This window comes from Mycolicibacterium sp. 624, from assembly GCF_040548615.1.
GTDB lineage: Bacteria > Actinomycetota > Actinomycetes > Mycobacteriales > Mycobacteriaceae > Mycobacterium.
In genome coordinates, this window is the sequence record NZ_JBEPRZ010000007.1 from 130,383 (window position 1) to 145,766 (window position 15,384).

The following is a 15,384-nucleotide window of genomic DNA, read 5'->3' on the forward strand; positions in this document are numbered from 1 at the left end:
CGTCGTCGCGGTGCCGGTGTCGTCGCGGTGTCGCTGTCGGTGGGGCGGGACATGATTTTGTGAGGCGTCATCAAGTGTTGACGTCATCAAATGTTGACGGCCCGCAAAAGGTGGTGCTCTTCATGGTGGTGGATGGGGCAGCTGAGCCGGCGAGTGAGAAGTCGCAACCGTGGTGGGCCACCGACCCGGAGATCGCGGCCATCAATCGAGCGGTCATCGAGGAGTTCGTGCAGCCGCAGCCGCAGCCACAGCCACAGCCGCGGACACCGGCGCCCACTGAGCCCGATCCGGTGCTCGTCGACGTCCTCAGCGGTGCGAGCGCGCGGAGGCTTGGCGAGGCTCGCGACGACCTCCACCGCGCGAAACGGCGCTACGCCGACGCCATCGGCGCCGCTCGCGCCGCGGGGTTGTCCTGGGGCGAGATCGGGCAGGTGCTCGGGGTATCGCGGCAGTCACTGCACCGCCGCTTCGGGGACGTCGGTCTCCTCGATTAGGGTCTCTCGCTGATGACATCGACGATCGTGAGCACTATCAACGTCAATGGGATCCGCGCCGCCGTCAAGGAGCGATCGCCGGAGAACCTCGGGCTGCTGCCGTGGCTGAAGACCACGCTGGCCGACGTGGTGTGCCTGCAGGAGACCCGCGCCGACGACGAGCAACTCGCCGAGGCGTTGGCGCCCGCGCTGGCCGACGGGTGGCACCTCGCGTCGGCCGATCCGCACATCAAGGGCCGCAACGGTGTTGCCGTGCTGAGCCGTCAGGCCATCACCCGGGTCAAGATCGGGCCCGGTGTGGAGAACGGGGTCGACGAGTTCGAGGCGCACGGCCGCTATCTGGAGGTCGACACCGGCGACCTGACCGTCGCGAGTGTCTATGTCCCCACCGGGGAGGCGGAGACCGACCGGCAGCTGGAGAAGGAGCGGTTCATGGCCGCCGTCGCCGCCCGGATGGCCGACCTGCGGGGCAAGGACCGTGACGCCGTGCTGTGCGGCGACTGGAACATCGGCCACACCGAACTCGACATCAAGGCATGGAAGGCCAACCAGAAGAAGGCTGGCTTTCTGCCAAGCGAACGGCAGTGGTTGACCGATCTGCTGGCCACCGGCTGGGTGGACGTGGTGCGGGTGCTGCACGCCGACGTCGCGGGCCCGTACAGCTGGTGGTCGTGGCGAGGCAAGGCGTTCGACAACGACGCGGGCTGGCGCATCGACTATCAGCTGGCGAACGAGCGGCTGGCCAAGCGGGTCGTGTCCGCCCGGGTGGAGCGGGCCGAGGCGTACGCGTTGCGCTGGTCGGACCACGCACCCGTCACCGTCGAGTACGGCGCCGGGTAGCGCCACTCAGCCCGGGGGCGCGAAGAACTCCAGGGCGATGCCATCGGGGTCGCGGAAGCTTAGGCCTGACCCGTAACCGGCGTCGACCACGCCGCCGTGCTTGATGCCGAGTGCGTCCAGCTTGGTCGCCCACTCCTCGAGCGCTGCCCTGTTTGGACAGCCGAACCCGACGTGGTCCAGGCCGACTCGGTACTCGCTGAAATCGCCGTCCGGCGCGGGTGTCTTGTGCTGATGCAGGCCGAACAGCATGCCGTCGCCGATCAGGAACACGACGTGGCGAAACCCGCCGTCGGTGTCCTCGTCGAGCACGGGGTCGGCGCCGATGAGCGCTCGATACCAGGGCACGCTCACCGCGAGGTCGCGGACCGTGACTGCCACGTGGGCCAGGGGAGCAAACGTTGTGTCGGACATGTTCCCTGCTTAGCCCCCGGAGCGGACCGGCGGTGAGGTTTCGCAATTCGGGTGCCAATCCGGTCGGCGTCCGAGGTGGCGCAGGATCCGATCGGAATCGTCTGCGCTCTCAGACTCGACGGCCCGCGCGAACGGTGAGTCGGCTTGGGTGCGGAACTCGCCGTCGGGCACCGCCATCACGATCGGCAGCACCGCCTCGATGACGTCGGCTGGCAGTTCGAAGGGCACGCCGAGCGAGGCCGCCACATCCCAGCCGTGCACCACGTAGTCGACGAAGTGAAAGCCCTTCGCCGTCGCGCCGGGGACGACCGCGTCGGGGCCGAACTCGGGCAGGGCGAACGGTGCTTCATCCGTGCCGTCGGCCGCGAATGCGTCCAGCACGTCGTGCGCCGCGGCGGCGTAGGTGCCGGCCGGGTCGGCAGTCACCGCCTCGACGACGTTCTCCACGCGCCACACGTTCGGATCAGCGCCCACGCCGCGGGCGGCCGCGGCGAACCCGTGGTGCTGCACGGTCATGTGGGCGAGCAGGTCGGCCAGCGTCCAACCCGCGCACGGGGTGGCCAGGTGCAGGTCGGTGGGGCGGACGGTGTTGACGACGTCGACGGAGGCGAGGACCGCGGTGCGGTGTTGCGCAGTAAATGTAGGCATGCGCTTACGATAAGCGCAAGCGTATGATTTTGCAATGCCTACGATGGCGCGGTGTCCGCGAGCGGTTCATCCCGACGCCCCGATCTGGCGGCGATGCTTGCCCCACTCATGCGCGATCTCATCGCGGCCGAGAGCCCGGTGCTGGCCTCCCACGGACTGTCGATGTGGGGGTATGTGGTGCTGTTGGCGCTGGATCGAGGGGCGATGCGCTCTCAGTCCGCGCTGGCCGAGGCGATCGGCGCCGACAAGACCCGCATCATCCGCACCCTGGATGAGCTGCAGGCCGACGGTCACATCGAGCGCCATCCCGATCCCGACGATCGGCGGGTGCGGTTGCTGGCGATCACGGAGTCCGGCCGGGCGGTCAAGGACGCCGCGCAGGCCGAGATTCAACGTGGCGAGGAGCGCTGGCTGGGGGAGTTGGACGCCGACGAGCGCCGGGTGTTCCTGCGGGTGCTGCGACGACTGGCCCGTGACGAAATCGAATGACCCGGAATGAGAAGATCGACCCATCATGAGCACGAGCGACAGCAAGCGCGTCGTCTTCTCCGGCGCCCAACCCACATCCGACTCCATGCACCTCGGCAACGCCCTGGGCGCGGTGAACCAGTGGGTGGGCATGCAGGACGACTACGAGGCGTTCTTCTGCGTCGTCGACCTGCACGCGATCACCATTCCGACCGACCTGGACCCGGCCGTGCTGCGCAAGCGCACGCTGGTGACCGCCGCGCAGTATCTGGCGCTGGGCATCGACCCCGCCCGCAGCACCATCTTCGTGCAGAGTCACGTGCCGGCGCACACCCAATTGGCTTGGGTGCTCGGGTGTTTCACTGGTTTCGGGCAGGCGTCGCGGATGACCCAGTTCAAGGACAAGTCGGCCAAGCAGGGCGCTGACGCGACCACGGTGGGGCTGTTCACCTATCCGGTGCTGATGGCCGCCGACATCCTGGCCTACGACACCGATCTGGTGCCCGTCGGCGAGGATCAGCGCCAGCACCTGGAGCTGTCGCGCGACGTGGCGCAGCGCGTCAACGCGCGCTTCCCGGGCACCTTCGTCGTGCCCGAGGCGATGATTCCGAAGGCCGCCGCCAAGATCTTCGACCTGCAGGATCCGACCGCCAAGATGAGCAAGTCCGCGGCCACCGACACCGGGTTGATCGCCCTGCTGGACGATCCGGCCAAGACCGCCAAGAAGATCCGTTCGGCGGTCACCGACAGCGAGCGCGAGATCCGCTTCGACCAGCAGGCCAAGCCCGGTGTATCGAACCTGCTGACCATCCAGTCGGCGGTCACCGGGGCCAGCATCGACAAGCTGGTCGACGGATACGTCGGACGCGGCTACGGCGACCTGAAGAAGGAGACCGCCGACGCCGTCGTGGAATTCGTCACGCCGATCAAGGCTCGGGTCGACGAACTGCTGGCCGACCCGGCCGAACTCGAGAGCGTTCTGGCCGCGGGCGCGCAACGTGCGCGAGAGGTGTCTGCGAAGACGGTGCAGCGGGTATACGACCGGTTAGGGTTCTTGCGGCAAACCCACTGACACCCCAGGAGGCTGGTATGACCGAGCCGGCCGAACCGGGAGTGCTCGACCGGCTGCGGGCCAGATTCGGGTGGCTTGACCGTGTGATGCGGGCCCAGCAGCGCTACACCGACAGCAACGGCAATTTCTACGCCGCCGGAATCACCTACTTCACGATCTTCGCGTTGTTCCCACTGCTCATGGTGGGATTCGCCGTCGGCGGCTTCGTGCTGTCCCGCAATCCGGAACTGCTCGCCGAGATCGAGAGCCGGATCAAGTCGGCGGTCTCCGGCGACCTCGGCACCCAATTAGTCAACCTGATGGACTCCGCTATCGAGTCGCGCACGTCGGTGGGCGTCATCGGCCTGGCCACCGCCGCGTGGGCCGGACTGGGCTGGATGGCCAATCTGCGCGAGGCGCTCAGCGCGATGTGGGAACAACGACCGGAACCCGGGAACTTCGTCAAGTCGAAGCTGTCCGACCTTGGCGCACTCATGTCGGCGTTTCTTGCCATCGCGCTGACGATCGCACTGACGGCACTTGGCAGTTCGGACCTCATCAATAACGTCCTCGATTGGCTTGGCATCCCGGACTTTCCGGCATTGGCTGTGGTGCTGCGGGTGATCTCGCTGGTGCTATCGCTGATGGTGTCCTGGCTGCTGTTCACCTGGATCATCGCCCGGCTGCCGCGGGCATCCGTGAGCTTCCGCAGTTCGGTACGGGCCGGACTGCTGGCCGCCGTCGGCTTCGAGATCTTCAAACAGGTCGCCTCGATCTACCTGAAGTCGGTGGTGACCGGCCCCGCCGGTGCGACGTTCGGTCCCGTTCTGGGCTTGATGGTGTTCGCCTACATCACTGCCCGGCTGATCCTGTTCGCGACCGCGTGGGCAGCCACGTCGAGGGACAACCTGGAGGTGGCGCCCGTCGAGCCGCCCAGCCCGGCGCAGATCACCACTCGCGTGCAGGTGCGGGAGGGGCTCGGCGTGGCGGGTGCGGTGACGGCGGTGGTCGCCGGTGCGCTTGGCGCGCTTGGTCTTTCCCGGTTGATGCGACGTCGCTGACATGAAGGTGGGCCCCTCCTCGGAGGAGAGGAGGAGTCCACCGGTCATGCACGCTTTCCTGCCGTGCTGACCCGATGGCAGCTGTCGCCGAGCGCGATCATCTGTTCGCGTGACATGTGATTGAGGTAGTGCGCGCGGATCCCTCGGGCATACGTCTTCAGCGCAGGTCCGAGCCGGGATCGGCCCCTAGTGGTGATGGTGGCGAGCACGCCCCTCCGATCGCCCGGATCGGGGCTGCGACTGACCAGGCCCTGAGATTGCAAGCGGCGAATCTGTTGGGTCACCCGACTGGGCATCATCGCGAATGCGTCGGCGATATCGCGCATTCGAGCGCTCCCGAAGTCCGATTTGGCGAGATAATCGAGCAGTAGCACGTCGAACAGTGTGAGCCCGTGTGCGTCCATCACATTGTTGTTCAAGGTGGCCAAGAGTCGCGTTGACGAGGTGAAAAACTGTTGCCAGCACCTAATCTCGGCCTCATCAGCCTCCAGTACATGACACGTTGACGGCTCTAGATCTGTGTCCACCTGCATGGCGGGCGACGCTAATTAGTGACACCGCCGGGCCGCTGAGGAATGGCCGTCTATGCGCCGATTATTATTCGAACTCATTCTATTTTGTGTAGTCGGTTGACCATCCGGGTGGAGTAGCTCGCAAGCGGGAACTGCGCCGGAGGCGGACTACGCAGTGGGACGGTACGGCTTCAGGGCGGTGTTGATCCGCCGGCTGTTCTCCTCGATGGCGGCGATCTGCGGACGCGATAACCCACCGAGGAGATCTGTGCGAACACTGCGTCCATATGTCGCGGTCGCCTTGGCCACCAGTGCCAGACCGTCGTCGGTGATGATGGCCAGCACGCCGCGCCTGTCGTCTGCACACGTCTCGCGGCGCATCAGTCCGCGCTCCTCCAGGCGACGGACCCGCTTGGTGAGGCGGCCGGGCAGTGATTCCACCGCTTCGGCCAGATCGCCCATTCGCACCGATCCGTCGGTGGCTTTGGCCAGGATGTCCAGCACCCGCAGGTCGACCACGCGCAGCTGGTGCTCGTCGGTCAACTGCCGGTTGACCGCCGCACGAGAGCGCAGCGTCGCGTCCAGATAGTTCTGCCACGACTTCTGTTCGGCGATATCCAGCCCGGGAAGATCACTGGCCGACCGGCGATGCTGACGACGCTCCATGGGCGTCATGCTAAAGCGTGTCGGTGTTCGCGGTGCGCTAGTGGGTGGGGCGTCGGTTCAACGACCGTGCGCCCATGATGAGCGCGAAGACGATCAGCGATCCGACGATGCCGACTCCGACGCGCACCGGGGTGGCGTCCTCGGGTGGCAGCGCCGACGCAAGGTCTTGGGCCGCTTCGAGATTCGACAACGTGGCCGGATCCTTGACGGTCAGCGAGGGGTCGGGGTCGATGAGCGTGCCGATCTTGGTTCCCGGCTCGGTGGCGAAGCCATAGTCGAGGAGGCGGGCGGCCTGCTCCCACGGGGCGATCGGCACGCGGGTGCCACGCAACAGCACCGCGACCAGTCGGCGGCCGTCACGTTCGGCGGCGCCGACGAACGTCTGGCCGGCGTCGTCGGTGAAGCCGGTCTTGCCGCCGAGGGCGCCGGGGTAGTTGTCGAGAAGCTTGTTGTCGTTCTCGAGTTCGTACTCGGGCAGGTTGTACTTGCGGGTGGCCACGATGTCGGTGAACACCGGGTTCTGCCAGGCGTAGCGGTAGAACAGCCCGATGTCGTAGGCCGACGTGCTCATACCGGGGCCGTCGAGGCCCGACGGGGTGGCGGCTCTGGTGTCGCGGCCGCCGAGCTTGCCCGCGAGCTCGTTGATCTTGCCCAGCGCGGAGTCCATGCCGCCGAGCTGTCCGGCCAGCGCGTGGGCGGCGTCGTTGCCGGAGTGCATCAGCAGCCCGTGCAACAGGTCGTTCACGGTGTAGACGCTGCCGTCCTTGACGCCGATCTTGGTGCCCTCGGCGGCGGCGTCGTCGGCGGTGCCGACGACCTGCTTGTTGATCGGCACGTCCTTGATGGACTGCATCGCCACCAGGACCTTGATGATGCTGGCGGGGCGGTGTCGGCCGTGCGGGTCGCGGGCGGCGATGACGTCACCGGAGTCGAGGTCGGCGACGAGCCAGGCCTCGGCCGAGATGTCGCCCGGGACTGGGGGAGTGCCGGGCGCGGTGATGATGCCGCACCCCGACAGTGCGTCGCCGCCAAGCGGTTTGGCCGGGACGGGCAGCGGCGCTGGCGGCGGCCCTGCCTTCGGCACCTCGGAGGAGTCGACGGCGGGTGGGGTGACGACCTTGTACGGGCAGGGGTCCGGGTCGGCGCCCGCAACCGGGACGCCGACGAACACGGGAGCCGCGCCGAAGGCGAGAGCCGCGGCCACGCAGGCCACGCGGCGCGATACGGATCCAAACATGGTGTGTGCAGATTAGGAGATCGAGCGTTGATTTTCGGGGAGGCACGCTGTGACGTGTGTGACTGATGTGAAAACGGTCAGGAGTCGGCTAGGCCCGCTTCGGCTCCGCTGGGGGACTTGTCCACTTCAGCGGTGTACTGATCCGGCGACACGTGTCGCCGAGGTCCAACCGCACAAAGCAGTGGGCCCCCTCATCGAGGGGGCCCACTGGCCTAGGCGGTGGTGCTACTCCTCGCCACCGCCGCTGTCGGCAGAACCGGCTCCGGTCGAGTCCGCCGAGCCACTGGCACTTCCGGCGGGCTTGGCGAAGCCGTGGGCGACGTTGTCGAGCGCCGACTTGACCTGAGCGCCAAGGTTCTTCAACGGGGTCTGCGCCGCCTCAATCGACTTCGACAGCGCGGTGCCGCCGCCCTTCACACCCGTGTTCACCACACCGGGCACGACCTTGTTGCCGTCCTTCACGGTGGTGGCATCCTCTGCCACTGCGGGCTCGGTCTCAGCAGCCACCTCGGCGGTCGTATCCGTCGCATCCGTGACAGGCGTTGACACCACCACGGACTCGGCGTCGATGGCCTCCACGACGGTCGTCGGATCCGTTGTATCCACAACAGGTGTAGCAGTCGAGTCACCACTCGCGGCATCAGGTGCCGGCGTCGCAACGACGGCATCATCCTGGCCCGCTGCGATCGCTCGCGTCTCAGGAGCGGCCGCCAAGGCAGCCACTGCGCTCACCGCGGCCGGGTTGGGCAGGAGCCGAGGTCTCGCCTGGAACGCCCGCACCAGCACGTTCTGGATGACCCGGACCTGGTCGGCCATGCCAGCGGCAAACGAAATCGCCTTCGAGGCCACATCCGCGATGCCGTGTTGAACGGCATTCAGAATGGTCACCGGGTTGCCGGTCATGACGGCGTCGATGATTGTTTGGCCGCTGCGAATGAACTGCTGTATCAGGGGAACCCCGTGCGTGAAACCGGCGATGATGAAGTTCTGTGGCCGACTGAAGGACGCTGCGATCAGCTCCTGGAAGACCGCGACGGGTCGCTGCAGGACCGAGTAGACATGGCTCATCTTGACCAGGAGTGCGCCCGCCGGCGTCAGGATTCCCTGCACGATGTCACCGAACGCCGTGGCGGGATCACCCGCGAGCGACTTGGCAATCGCGCTCTGCAGGATTGCGGGCATTCTCGTGGCGATGACGTAGAGCACCTCGCCCGCCGTCCGGCCCACACCGCCGAGAATGGTGGCGCTCTCGACCTGATTCTTGATGAACTGTTTCAGGACCGGAAAGGGGTTGGCGGCCTGCGTATTGATGAAGCCCTGGATGGCGGCGCCAGCCTGATCGAAGACAGGCCGGAACACATCGACGGGATTGTCGATGGACGCCGTCAGCTGCACTGCCACTGAAGAGGTGCTGATCGACGGCACGTGGATATCGGGCGTGACGGGGCTGATCGGGCTCATCGCGATGACGCTGGCACCGACCAGCGCTATGCCGCTGGTGACGTAGGGGCGAAGTGCGAGTTGCAAGTGGGTTCCTTTGCTGGGCAGGACAGGGGCTTGAGCCAGCGACGAACGTAACTGAGAAGAACCTGAGTGCCGTCAAGCAGTGAGCAATCATGGGCGGAATGCATGCCGGCGGATAACTAGTGGGCAATCAATACGCGGCCGAGGAACACCTGTTGAGAGCGCAGAGTGGTGCAACGTAGCAATCAAGGTTCTACAATGGTGAATAGTTAAAGATGGAAGCATTTCGCGCCACAAAGTAGAACACGTTCAGCCAGCGATCGTCGCCAGTTTGGCCCGGCGGCCAGCCGTCCGCTAACACGATCATCGGTTTGCGTGACGTCGCCGAGTCACCGGGCTGGTGCCTACGGCCAGGCGATCATCAGGCCCCTCGCGCCCGGGTCTGTGACGGGAGTTCGCCGAACAGGGTGCGGTACCTGGCCGACATGCGACCCAATTCGCTGATTCCCCATTGATTGGCCACATCGGCGATCGTTGAGGTCCGCGGGTCGGCGGCGAGCAGGTCGGCCCGGATGCGGTGCAGTCGCATGCGTGCGATGTACGACCACGGTGACTCGCCGAGCGTTTCCTCGAAAGACCTTGTGAGAGTTCGGCGGGAGACGCCTGCGCGGCGTGCGAGATCCTCGATGTCGAGGCGTTGACCCAGGTTCTGGTCTATGTGGGCACGGGTCGACTCGACGATTCTCTCGCGTTGCCGCAGCGGCCGCAGGATCAGGGATTCGGGGCGCTGCGCGAAATGGCCGATGAGGGCCGCGACGATATCGGCGAACGTGGCGGAGCTGAGTCGGGACTGGCTGTCGGCCTGGTGCAGGCGGGCCAGGATGTCGGAGATCATCGTGAGGTGTGCGGGTGCCATCGACTGCGGGTGAACGCGAGTGCGCCGAAAGGCGTTGCGGGAGAAGGGTAAGCCAAGGCGCTCCGCCTCGCGCTCCAATGTCTCCTCGCTGAGGGTTAGGACGGCGTAGCGGGTGTCCAGATCGTGAAATGCCTCCTGCTCTTCGCCGGGGCGAAGCATGCAGACGATCCCGCTGTCGATGTCACGCAGCAGGAGTCGGCTCCTGGGCATCCGCAGGCCAACACAGACGGAAATCTCCTCATCGGACAGTGGCCCGCGGAGCTGTATCCGGCCTTCGTGTTGGCCAGAACTCAGCGTTATGCCGTCGTGGGCGGCGTGCACCAGACTGCCGATGGGAGGTTGGCGCGATAGCTGGAAGGCACTGAGTCCCGCGTTGTCGACCGCGTCGCATAGATCTTCGAGTCGATCGATCTGCGTCCGAGCGAACGGCACCTGCATAAAGCGTCAGTGTAGGACATCGGGCCGTTGTCCAAATCTGCATAGACCGCATTCTCTGGCTCCGTTGTGATCTCCACAGCGGTGACCCACCACACCGCGCAATGGGCGTTTCAGTGGACGAGGGAGGTGTCGAACGCGATGTCGGCAGCTGCATCTGGAGAGCAAGTCCTGGGTCGAGGATTCCTGGAGATGAGTGACGAGGAGCAGTGGAGCTGGAAGCGCTTCGCGGACTCGGCCAGTCGGCTCTACCGAGAGATCAACACCGCCCTCACGGACAAGCACGACCTCGCGATCCGCGATGTGCAGATACTTCAACAGCTCAACACCGACCCGAGTGGTCTTGTTCGAATGGGGGCTCTGGCAGAGACTTTGGTGGTCTCTCCCAGTCGAGTCACATGGTTGGTGACCCGACTGGAGGATCGGGGTCTGGTGGGCAGGGTCCGTAGCCGCAAGGACAGACGAATCGTCGTCGTCGGGATCACCCGAAAGGGAGAGGATCATCTGCGGCTCGCGCTGCACACCTATGCCGATCTCGTGCGGCAGTACTACCTCGGTTCCCTTACCCGAGACCGGATGACCGCGTTGGGGGACACCGCCAGTCGACTCAGTGACGGCTTGAGAAACCAGACTGATGACCGCTTCCGTCACAGCTCGTAGTACGCAAGGGCGGGAAACTCGATGGTCGACATCCACAGCCGCCCGCCGGACTCGACGACGCCGGTGACAGCGCCGAAGTCAGGGTGTGTGGTGCGGATGCCACCGACCGCGGATCCACTGTCGGGGTCGAACCCGATCACCCAGATATCGGGAGCGATCTTCGGATGCAGTCGAGCCGGGAGTCGCCAGACGAGCTTTCGGAGCCACGGCGCCCGCGGCATCAGGCTCTCGGCGGCGGTGTTCACCGGGGTCACCATTGCGGTCCAGATCCGACCGTCGGAACCCGTCGAGATGTTGTCTGGCATGCCGGGCAGATGAACCGCCAGGGGCGTCACGGTTCCAGCTAGCGGGCCCGTGAGCCAGTACTTGGACAGCCTGCGGCCCATCGTCTCGGCGAACACCAGCGCCGACCCGTCGGCGGTCACCGTGACCCCGTTGGTGAAGTACAGCCCCGAGACGAGTGTCGTGACGGTGCCATCGGCGTCGAGGCGGAACAGGCCCCCGCGGCCCCGCGCCTCGAGGAATGGGCCGAGGAAGTTCTCGAAGCCGAAGTCGGCACTTGTCGACTCAGTGAAATAGATTGTGCCGTCCGCGGTCTCGGTGACATTGGAACAGAACCCCAGTGGGCGGCCATCGACCGACGTGGCGAGGGTGCTCAGCACGCCACTGCTTGGATCCAGCGCGAGCAGGCCTCGGTCGCAGTCGCAGATGAGCACCCGTCCGTCGCGGGCCACATGCAGGCCCAGCGGTCGACCGCCGGTGTCGGCGACCACGGAGTACTCGCCGTCATCGGGTGAGATCCGCACGATGCGTCCGTCGACCAAACCCGTCCAGAGCTGACCCTCGGCGTCCACGACGACGTCCTCCGGGCCCATCCCGCCGACCGGCACGATTGTGACCGGTCGGGCGGGCGGGTCGGGGAGGGCGTCGACTGGCGGCGGCCTCCATCGGACGGGGTCGATCGGCGGCTTCCGCAGCTTCGTCGGCACGCGCCGACGATAACGCTCCTGCTACATGCGGGCGCTGGCTTCGCTCAACACGTTGTGCAGGATGTCGTAGATCGCGTCGAACTCCTTCTGCCCGCTGATCAGCGGGGGCGCGAGCTGAACGACTGGGTCGCCACGGTCATCGGCGCGGCAGTACAGCCCGGCCTCCCACAGTGCGGGGGTCAGGAAGCCCCGGAGCAGCCGTTCGGATTCCTCGTCGTTGAAGGTCTCCTTGGTGGCCTTGTCCTTGACCAATTCGATGCCGTAGAAGAAGCCCTCGCCGCGGACGTCGCCGACGATGGGTAGGTCGTACAGCTTCTCCAGGGTCGCCCGGAACGCGGGTGCCATGGTCTTGACGTGGTCGTTGATGCCCTCGCGCTCGAAGATGTCGAGGTTGGCGAGCGCGACCGCCGAGGACACGGGGTGCCCGCCGAAGGTGTAGCCGTGCCCGAAGACCGTCTGACCGTCGTCGAAGGGCTCGAAGAGCCGGTCGCTCGCGATCATCGCCCCGATCGGGGAGTACCCCGAGGTCATACCCTTGGCGCAGGTGATGATGTCGGGGATGTAGTCGAAGTCCTGGCAGGCGAACATCGAACCGATCCGGCCGTAGGCGCAGATCACCTCGTCCGAGACCAGCAGCACGTCGTACTCGTCGCAGATCTCACGGACCCGCTCGAAGTACCCGGGTGGGGGCGGGAAGCAGCCGCCGGCGTTCTGCACCGGCTCGAGGAACACGGCCGCGACGGTGTCGGGGCCCTCGAACTCGATGGCCTCGGCGATGCGGTCAGCACAGTAGCGGCCGAACGCCTTCGGGTCGTTGTCATAGCGCTCGGGTGCCCGGTAGAAGTTGGTGTTGGGCACCCGGAAACCGCCGGGGGTCGGCGGATCGAACGGCGCCTTGAACGCCGGGATGCCGGTGATGGCCAGCGCTCCCTGCGGGGTGCCGTGATAGGCGATGGACCGCGAGAGCACCTTGTACTTGCCGGGTTTGCCGGTCAGCTTGAAGTACTGCTTGGCCAGCTTCCAGGCGCTCTCGACGGCCTCGCCGCCACCGGTGGTGAAGAAGACGCGGTTCAGATCGCCCGGTGCGTACCCGGCGAGCCGGTCGGCGAGTTCGATCGCCGGCGGCGTGGCGTAGGACCACAGGGGGAAGAACGCCAGGGTCTCGGCCTGCTTGGCCGCGGCCTCGGCGAGTTCCTTGCGGCCGTGCCCGACCTGGACCACGAAGAGCCCTGAGAGCCCGTCGATGTAGCTCTTGCCCTTGTCGTCGAAGATGTGCACGCCCTCGCCGCGGGTGATGATCGGCGGGGTGATACCAGCGCCGTGCCGGGAGAAGTGTCCCCACAGGTGGCGGTCGGCCTTGGCGCTCAGGTTGGAAGTGGTGTCGTTCGTTGAGTCGATGAGTGTCATCTTGTGCCCCAATTGTATTGCTGCTTAACGAGTTTAAGGTAAACCAAGGTTTCGGTGGTTATCACTCCTGGCACGGCGCGGATCTTGGTGTTGAGTAGGTCTAGAAGGTCGTCATCGTCCTCGCACACGACCTCGGCGATGGCGTCGAAGGACCCCGCGGTCAGCACGACGTAGTCGACGGACTCGATGGCGGCCAGCTGCTCGGCGACCTTGAGGGTGTCGCCCGTGCAGCGGATGCCGATCATGGCCTGGCGGGCGAAGCCCAGCTGCATGGGATCGGTGACGGCGACGATCTGCATCACCCCGGCGTCCACCATGCGCTGCACGCGCTGGCGCACCGCGGCCTCGGACAACCCCACCGCCTTGCCGATCCCCGCGTACGACCGCCGGCCGTCCTGCTGCAGCTTCTCGACGATCGCCTTGGACAGCTCGTCCAGGTGATAGGCCGCGCCTGGCCGAGAATGGTTGATGCGGAGTGAGACGGCCTGCAACCCGGGGCGAGCGTCAGGGGTGTCCATGCCCACGATTGTGCACGGAATCAGTCGTCAGGGGCAACCGATACATCTGAAATCGTGTGTTTCGAGTGTCCGATGCTGCGGTATTGCGTGGCGGACGCCGTCGAGGGTCGGCTAGCTTGGTGGCATGACGATGGCGAGCAGCTGGATCGACGGTCGCGAGGTTCTGACCGGAGGCCCAACCCACAAGATCATCAATCCGGCCACCGGCGACGTGGTCAACGAGTACGCGCTGGCGACCCCGACGGAGGTCGACACCGCGGTCGCGTCGGCACGCAAGGCGCTCTCGGGTTGGGCGACGGCGACTCCGGCGGACCGCTCGGCGGTACTGGCCAAACTGGCCGAGCTGGCCGGCGCGAACGCCGAGAGTCTGGTCGCCGAGGAGGTCAGCCAGACCGGCAAGCCGGTCCGGCTGGCGACCGAGTTCGACGTGCCCGGCAGCATCGACAACATCGACTTCTTCGCGGGCGCCGCCCGTCACCTCGAGGGCAAGGCGACCGCCGAGTACTCGGCCGATCACACCTCGAGCATTCGGCGCGAGGCCATCGGCGTCGTCGCCACGATCACCCCGTGGAACTACCCGCTGCAGATGGCGGTGTGGAAGGTGTTGCCCGCGTTGGCCGCCGGCTGCTCGGTGGTGATCAAGCCCGCCGAGATCACCCCGTTGACGACGCTGACGCTGGCCAGGCTGGCCAGCGAGGCCGGCTTGCCCGACGGTGTGCTCAACGTCGTCACCGGCGCGGGGCACGACGTCGGCACGGCACTTGCCGGGCACCCGGGCGTCGACCTGGTGACGTTCACCGGCTCGACGGCCGTCGGCCGCAAGGTGATGGCCGCCGCCTCGCTGCACGGGCGCCGCACCCAGCTGGAACTGGGCGGCAAGGCGCCGTTCGTGGTGTTCGAGGACGCCGACCTGGACGCCGCCATCCACGGCGCGGTCGCCGCATCACTGATCAACACCGGCCAGGACTGCACCGCCGCCACCCGTGCGATCGTCGCCCGCCCGCTCTACGACGACTTCGTCGCGGGTGTCGGCGAGCTGATGGGCAAGATCGTCGTCGGTAACCCGCACGATCCCGACACCGACCTGGGCCCGCTGATCACGACGGCGCACCGCGAGAAGGTCGCCGCCATGGTCGCCCGCGCCCCGGGTGAGGGCGGGCGGATCGTGACCGGCGGCAGCGCACCCGAGGGGCCCGGCTCCTTCTACCGGCCGACGCTGATCGCCGACGTCGACGAGCGCTCCGAGATCTACCGCGACGAGGTCTTCGGGCCGGTCCTGGTTGCGCGCGCGTTCACCGACGACGACGATGCGCTCCGGCAGGCCAACGACACCGAATACGGCCTGGCGGCCTCGGCCTGGACCCGCGACGTCTACCGGGCGCAGCGGGCCTCGCGCGAGATCCACGCCGGCTGCGTGTGGATCAACGATCACATCCCGATCATCAGCGAGATGCCGCATGGTGGCGTCGGCGCATCGGGCTTCGGCAAGGACATGAGCGACTACTCCTTCGAGGAGTATCTCACCATCAAGCACGTGATGAGCGATATCACCGCCGTGGCCGAGAAGGACTGGCACCGCATCATCTTCAGCAAGCGCTGACGTTCGC

The 15,384-nt window shown here is 66.4% G+C and carries 17 protein-coding genes; 7 read left to right on the forward strand and 10 right to left on the reverse strand.

Going from position 1 to position 15,384, the window contains the following annotated elements:
- Positions 1-74: 74 nt before the first annotated feature.
- Complete coding sequence (locus tag ABIA65_RS25430) at positions 75-494, forward strand: hypothetical protein (protein WP_354525279.1); 420 nt, start codon at positions 75-77, stop codon at positions 492-494.
- A gap of 12 nt (positions 495-506) precedes the next feature.
- Positions 507-1,334 carry an exodeoxyribonuclease III gene (locus ABIA65_RS25435; RefSeq protein ID WP_354525280.1) on the forward strand — a complete coding sequence of 276 codons (828 nt, stop codon included), beginning with the start codon at positions 507-509 and terminating at the stop codon, positions 1,332-1,334.
- A gap of 6 nt (positions 1,335-1,340) precedes the next feature.
- On the opposite strand, the gene ABIA65_RS25440 is transcribed toward ABIA65_RS25435, so the two are convergent.
- Positions 1,341-1,745, reverse strand: coding sequence for a VOC family protein (locus ABIA65_RS25440; protein ID WP_241400578.1), 405 nt, complete (start codon positions 1,743-1,745; stop codon positions 1,341-1,343).
- A 9-nt stretch (positions 1,746-1,754) separates the two neighbouring features.
- A complete protein-coding gene (locus ABIA65_RS25445; RefSeq protein ID WP_354525281.1) occupies positions 1,755-2,393 on the reverse strand; it encodes a TIGR03086 family metal-binding protein in 639 nt (212 codons plus the stop codon).
- A 93-nt stretch (positions 2,394-2,486) separates the two neighbouring features.
- Here ABIA65_RS25445 and ABIA65_RS25450 point away from each other — a divergent pair, with 93 nt between their 5' ends.
- Genes ABIA65_RS25450 through yhjD form a run of 3 tightly spaced genes read left to right on the forward strand, consistent with a single transcriptional unit; the run spans position 2,487 to position 4,973 of the window.
- A complete protein-coding gene (locus tag ABIA65_RS25450; RefSeq protein ID WP_241405803.1) occupies positions 2,487-2,882 on the forward strand; it encodes a MarR family winged helix-turn-helix transcriptional regulator in 396 nt (131 codons plus the stop codon).
- A gap of 25 nt (positions 2,883-2,907) precedes the next feature.
- Positions 2,908-3,933, forward strand: coding sequence for a tryptophan--tRNA ligase (trpS, locus tag ABIA65_RS25455; protein ID WP_241400576.1), 1,026 nt, complete (start codon positions 2,908-2,910; stop codon positions 3,931-3,933).
- A 17-nt stretch (positions 3,934-3,950) separates the two neighbouring features.
- Positions 3,951-4,973, forward strand: a complete 1,023-nt coding sequence (gene yhjD / locus ABIA65_RS25460; RefSeq protein ID WP_354525282.1) for an inner membrane protein YhjD — start codon at positions 3,951-3,953, stop codon at positions 4,971-4,973.
- Between the two features lie 44 nt (positions 4,974-5,017).
- On the opposite strand, the gene ABIA65_RS25465 is transcribed toward yhjD, so the two are convergent.
- The 5 genes from ABIA65_RS25465 to ABIA65_RS25485 all read right to left on the reverse strand — a co-directional run bounded on the left by ABIA65_RS25465 (position 5,018) and on the right by ABIA65_RS25485 (position 10,206).
- Positions 5,018-5,392 carry a MarR family winged helix-turn-helix transcriptional regulator gene (locus tag ABIA65_RS25465; RefSeq protein ID WP_354525283.1) on the reverse strand — a complete coding sequence of 125 codons (375 nt, stop codon included), beginning with the start codon at positions 5,390-5,392 and terminating at the stop codon, positions 5,018-5,020.
- Between the two features lie 261 nt (positions 5,393-5,653).
- Positions 5,654-6,151 carry a MarR family winged helix-turn-helix transcriptional regulator gene (locus tag ABIA65_RS25470; RefSeq protein WP_241400573.1) on the reverse strand — a complete coding sequence of 166 codons (498 nt, stop codon included), beginning with the start codon at positions 6,149-6,151 and terminating at the stop codon, positions 5,654-5,656.
- Between the two features lie 37 nt (positions 6,152-6,188).
- The gene (locus ABIA65_RS25475; protein WP_354525284.1) at positions 6,189-7,388 is read right to left on the reverse strand and encodes a D-alanyl-D-alanine carboxypeptidase family protein; all 1,200 of its coding nucleotides are present in this window, start codon (positions 7,386-7,388) and stop codon (positions 6,189-6,191) included.
- 225 nt (positions 7,389-7,613) lie between these two features.
- Positions 7,614-8,915 carry a hypothetical protein gene (locus ABIA65_RS25480; RefSeq protein WP_354525285.1) on the reverse strand — a complete coding sequence of 434 codons (1,302 nt, stop codon included), beginning with the start codon at positions 8,913-8,915 and terminating at the stop codon, positions 7,614-7,616.
- 358 nt (positions 8,916-9,273) lie between these two features.
- Complete coding sequence (locus ABIA65_RS25485) at positions 9,274-10,206, reverse strand: helix-turn-helix transcriptional regulator (protein ID WP_241400570.1); 933 nt, start codon at positions 10,204-10,206, stop codon at positions 9,274-9,276.
- Between the two features lie 189 nt (positions 10,207-10,395).
- On the opposite strand from ABIA65_RS25485, the gene ABIA65_RS25490 reads away from it, so the two are divergent.
- Positions 10,396-10,863, forward strand: a complete 468-nt coding sequence (locus ABIA65_RS25490; protein ID WP_241400569.1) for a MarR family winged helix-turn-helix transcriptional regulator — start codon at positions 10,396-10,398, stop codon at positions 10,861-10,863.
- Here ABIA65_RS25490 and ABIA65_RS25495 read toward each other — a convergent pair.
- Genes ABIA65_RS25495 through ABIA65_RS25505 form a run of 3 tightly spaced genes read right to left on the reverse strand, consistent with a single transcriptional unit; the run spans position 10,851 to position 13,777 of the window.
- Complete coding sequence (locus tag ABIA65_RS25495) at positions 10,851-11,852, reverse strand: SMP-30/gluconolactonase/LRE family protein (protein ID WP_354525286.1); 1,002 nt, start codon at positions 11,850-11,852, stop codon at positions 10,851-10,853. The two genes, ABIA65_RS25490 and ABIA65_RS25495, sit on opposite strands and share 13 nt — an antisense overlap.
- 21 nt (positions 11,853-11,873) lie before the next feature.
- The gene (locus ABIA65_RS25500) at positions 11,874-13,259 is read right to left on the reverse strand and encodes an aspartate aminotransferase family protein (protein ID WP_241400567.1); all 1,386 of its coding nucleotides are present in this window, start codon (positions 13,257-13,259) and stop codon (positions 11,874-11,876) included.
- Entirely contained in the window at positions 13,256-13,777 is a 522-nt protein-coding gene (locus tag ABIA65_RS25505) for an Lrp/AsnC family transcriptional regulator (protein WP_241400566.1), read from the reverse strand. The genes ABIA65_RS25500 and ABIA65_RS25505 overlap by 4 nt, the downstream gene beginning before the upstream one ends.
- Positions 13,778-13,901: 124 nt before the next feature.
- Here ABIA65_RS25505 and ABIA65_RS25510 point away from each other — a divergent pair, with 124 nt between their 5' ends.
- Entirely contained in the window at positions 13,902-15,377 is a 1,476-nt protein-coding gene (locus tag ABIA65_RS25510; protein WP_241400565.1) for a gamma-aminobutyraldehyde dehydrogenase, read from the forward strand.
- The last annotated feature ends 7 nt before the right edge of the window (positions 15,378-15,384 follow it).

Excerpts from the sequence above, each read along its gene's own strand:
- ABIA65_RS25435 (WP_354525280.1), top strand. The coding sequence starts at position 507 with ATGACATCGACGATCGTGAGCACTATCAACGTCAATGGGATCCGCGCC.
- ABIA65_RS25440 (WP_241400578.1), bottom strand. The coding sequence starts at position 1,745 with ATGTCCGACACAACGTTTGCTCCCCTGGCCCACGTGGCAGTCACGGTC.
- ABIA65_RS25445 (WP_354525281.1), bottom strand. The coding sequence starts at position 2,393 with ATGCCTACATTTACTGCGCAACACCGCACCGCGGTCCTCGCCTCCGTC.
- ABIA65_RS25450 (WP_241405803.1), top strand. The coding sequence starts at position 2,487 with ATGCTTGCCCCACTCATGCGCGATCTCATCGCGGCCGAGAGCCCGGTG.
- trpS (WP_241400576.1), top strand. The coding sequence starts at position 2,908 with ATGAGCACGAGCGACAGCAAGCGCGTCGTCTTCTCCGGCGCCCAACCC.
- yhjD (WP_354525282.1), top strand. The coding sequence starts at position 3,951 with ATGACCGAGCCGGCCGAACCGGGAGTGCTCGACCGGCTGCGGGCCAGA.
- ABIA65_RS25470 (WP_241400573.1), bottom strand. The coding sequence starts at position 6,151 with ATGGAGCGTCGTCAGCATCGCCGGTCGGCCAGTGATCTTCCCGGGCTG.
- ABIA65_RS25475 (WP_354525284.1), bottom strand. The coding sequence starts at position 7,388 with ATGTTTGGATCCGTATCGCGCCGCGTGGCCTGCGTGGCCGCGGCTCTC.
- ABIA65_RS25485 (WP_241400570.1), bottom strand. The coding sequence starts at position 10,206 with ATGCAGGTGCCGTTCGCTCGGACGCAGATCGATCGACTCGAAGATCTA.
- ABIA65_RS25490 (WP_241400569.1), top strand. The coding sequence starts at position 10,396 with ATGAGTGACGAGGAGCAGTGGAGCTGGAAGCGCTTCGCGGACTCGGCC.
- ABIA65_RS25500 (WP_241400567.1), bottom strand. The coding sequence starts at position 13,259 with ATGACACTCATCGACTCAACGAACGACACCACTTCCAACCTGAGCGCC.
- ABIA65_RS25505 (WP_241400566.1), bottom strand. The coding sequence starts at position 13,777 with ATGGACACCCCTGACGCTCGCCCCGGGTTGCAGGCCGTCTCACTCCGC.
- ABIA65_RS25510 (WP_241400565.1), top strand. The coding sequence starts at position 13,902 with ATGACGATGGCGAGCAGCTGGATCGACGGTCGCGAGGTTCTGACCGGA.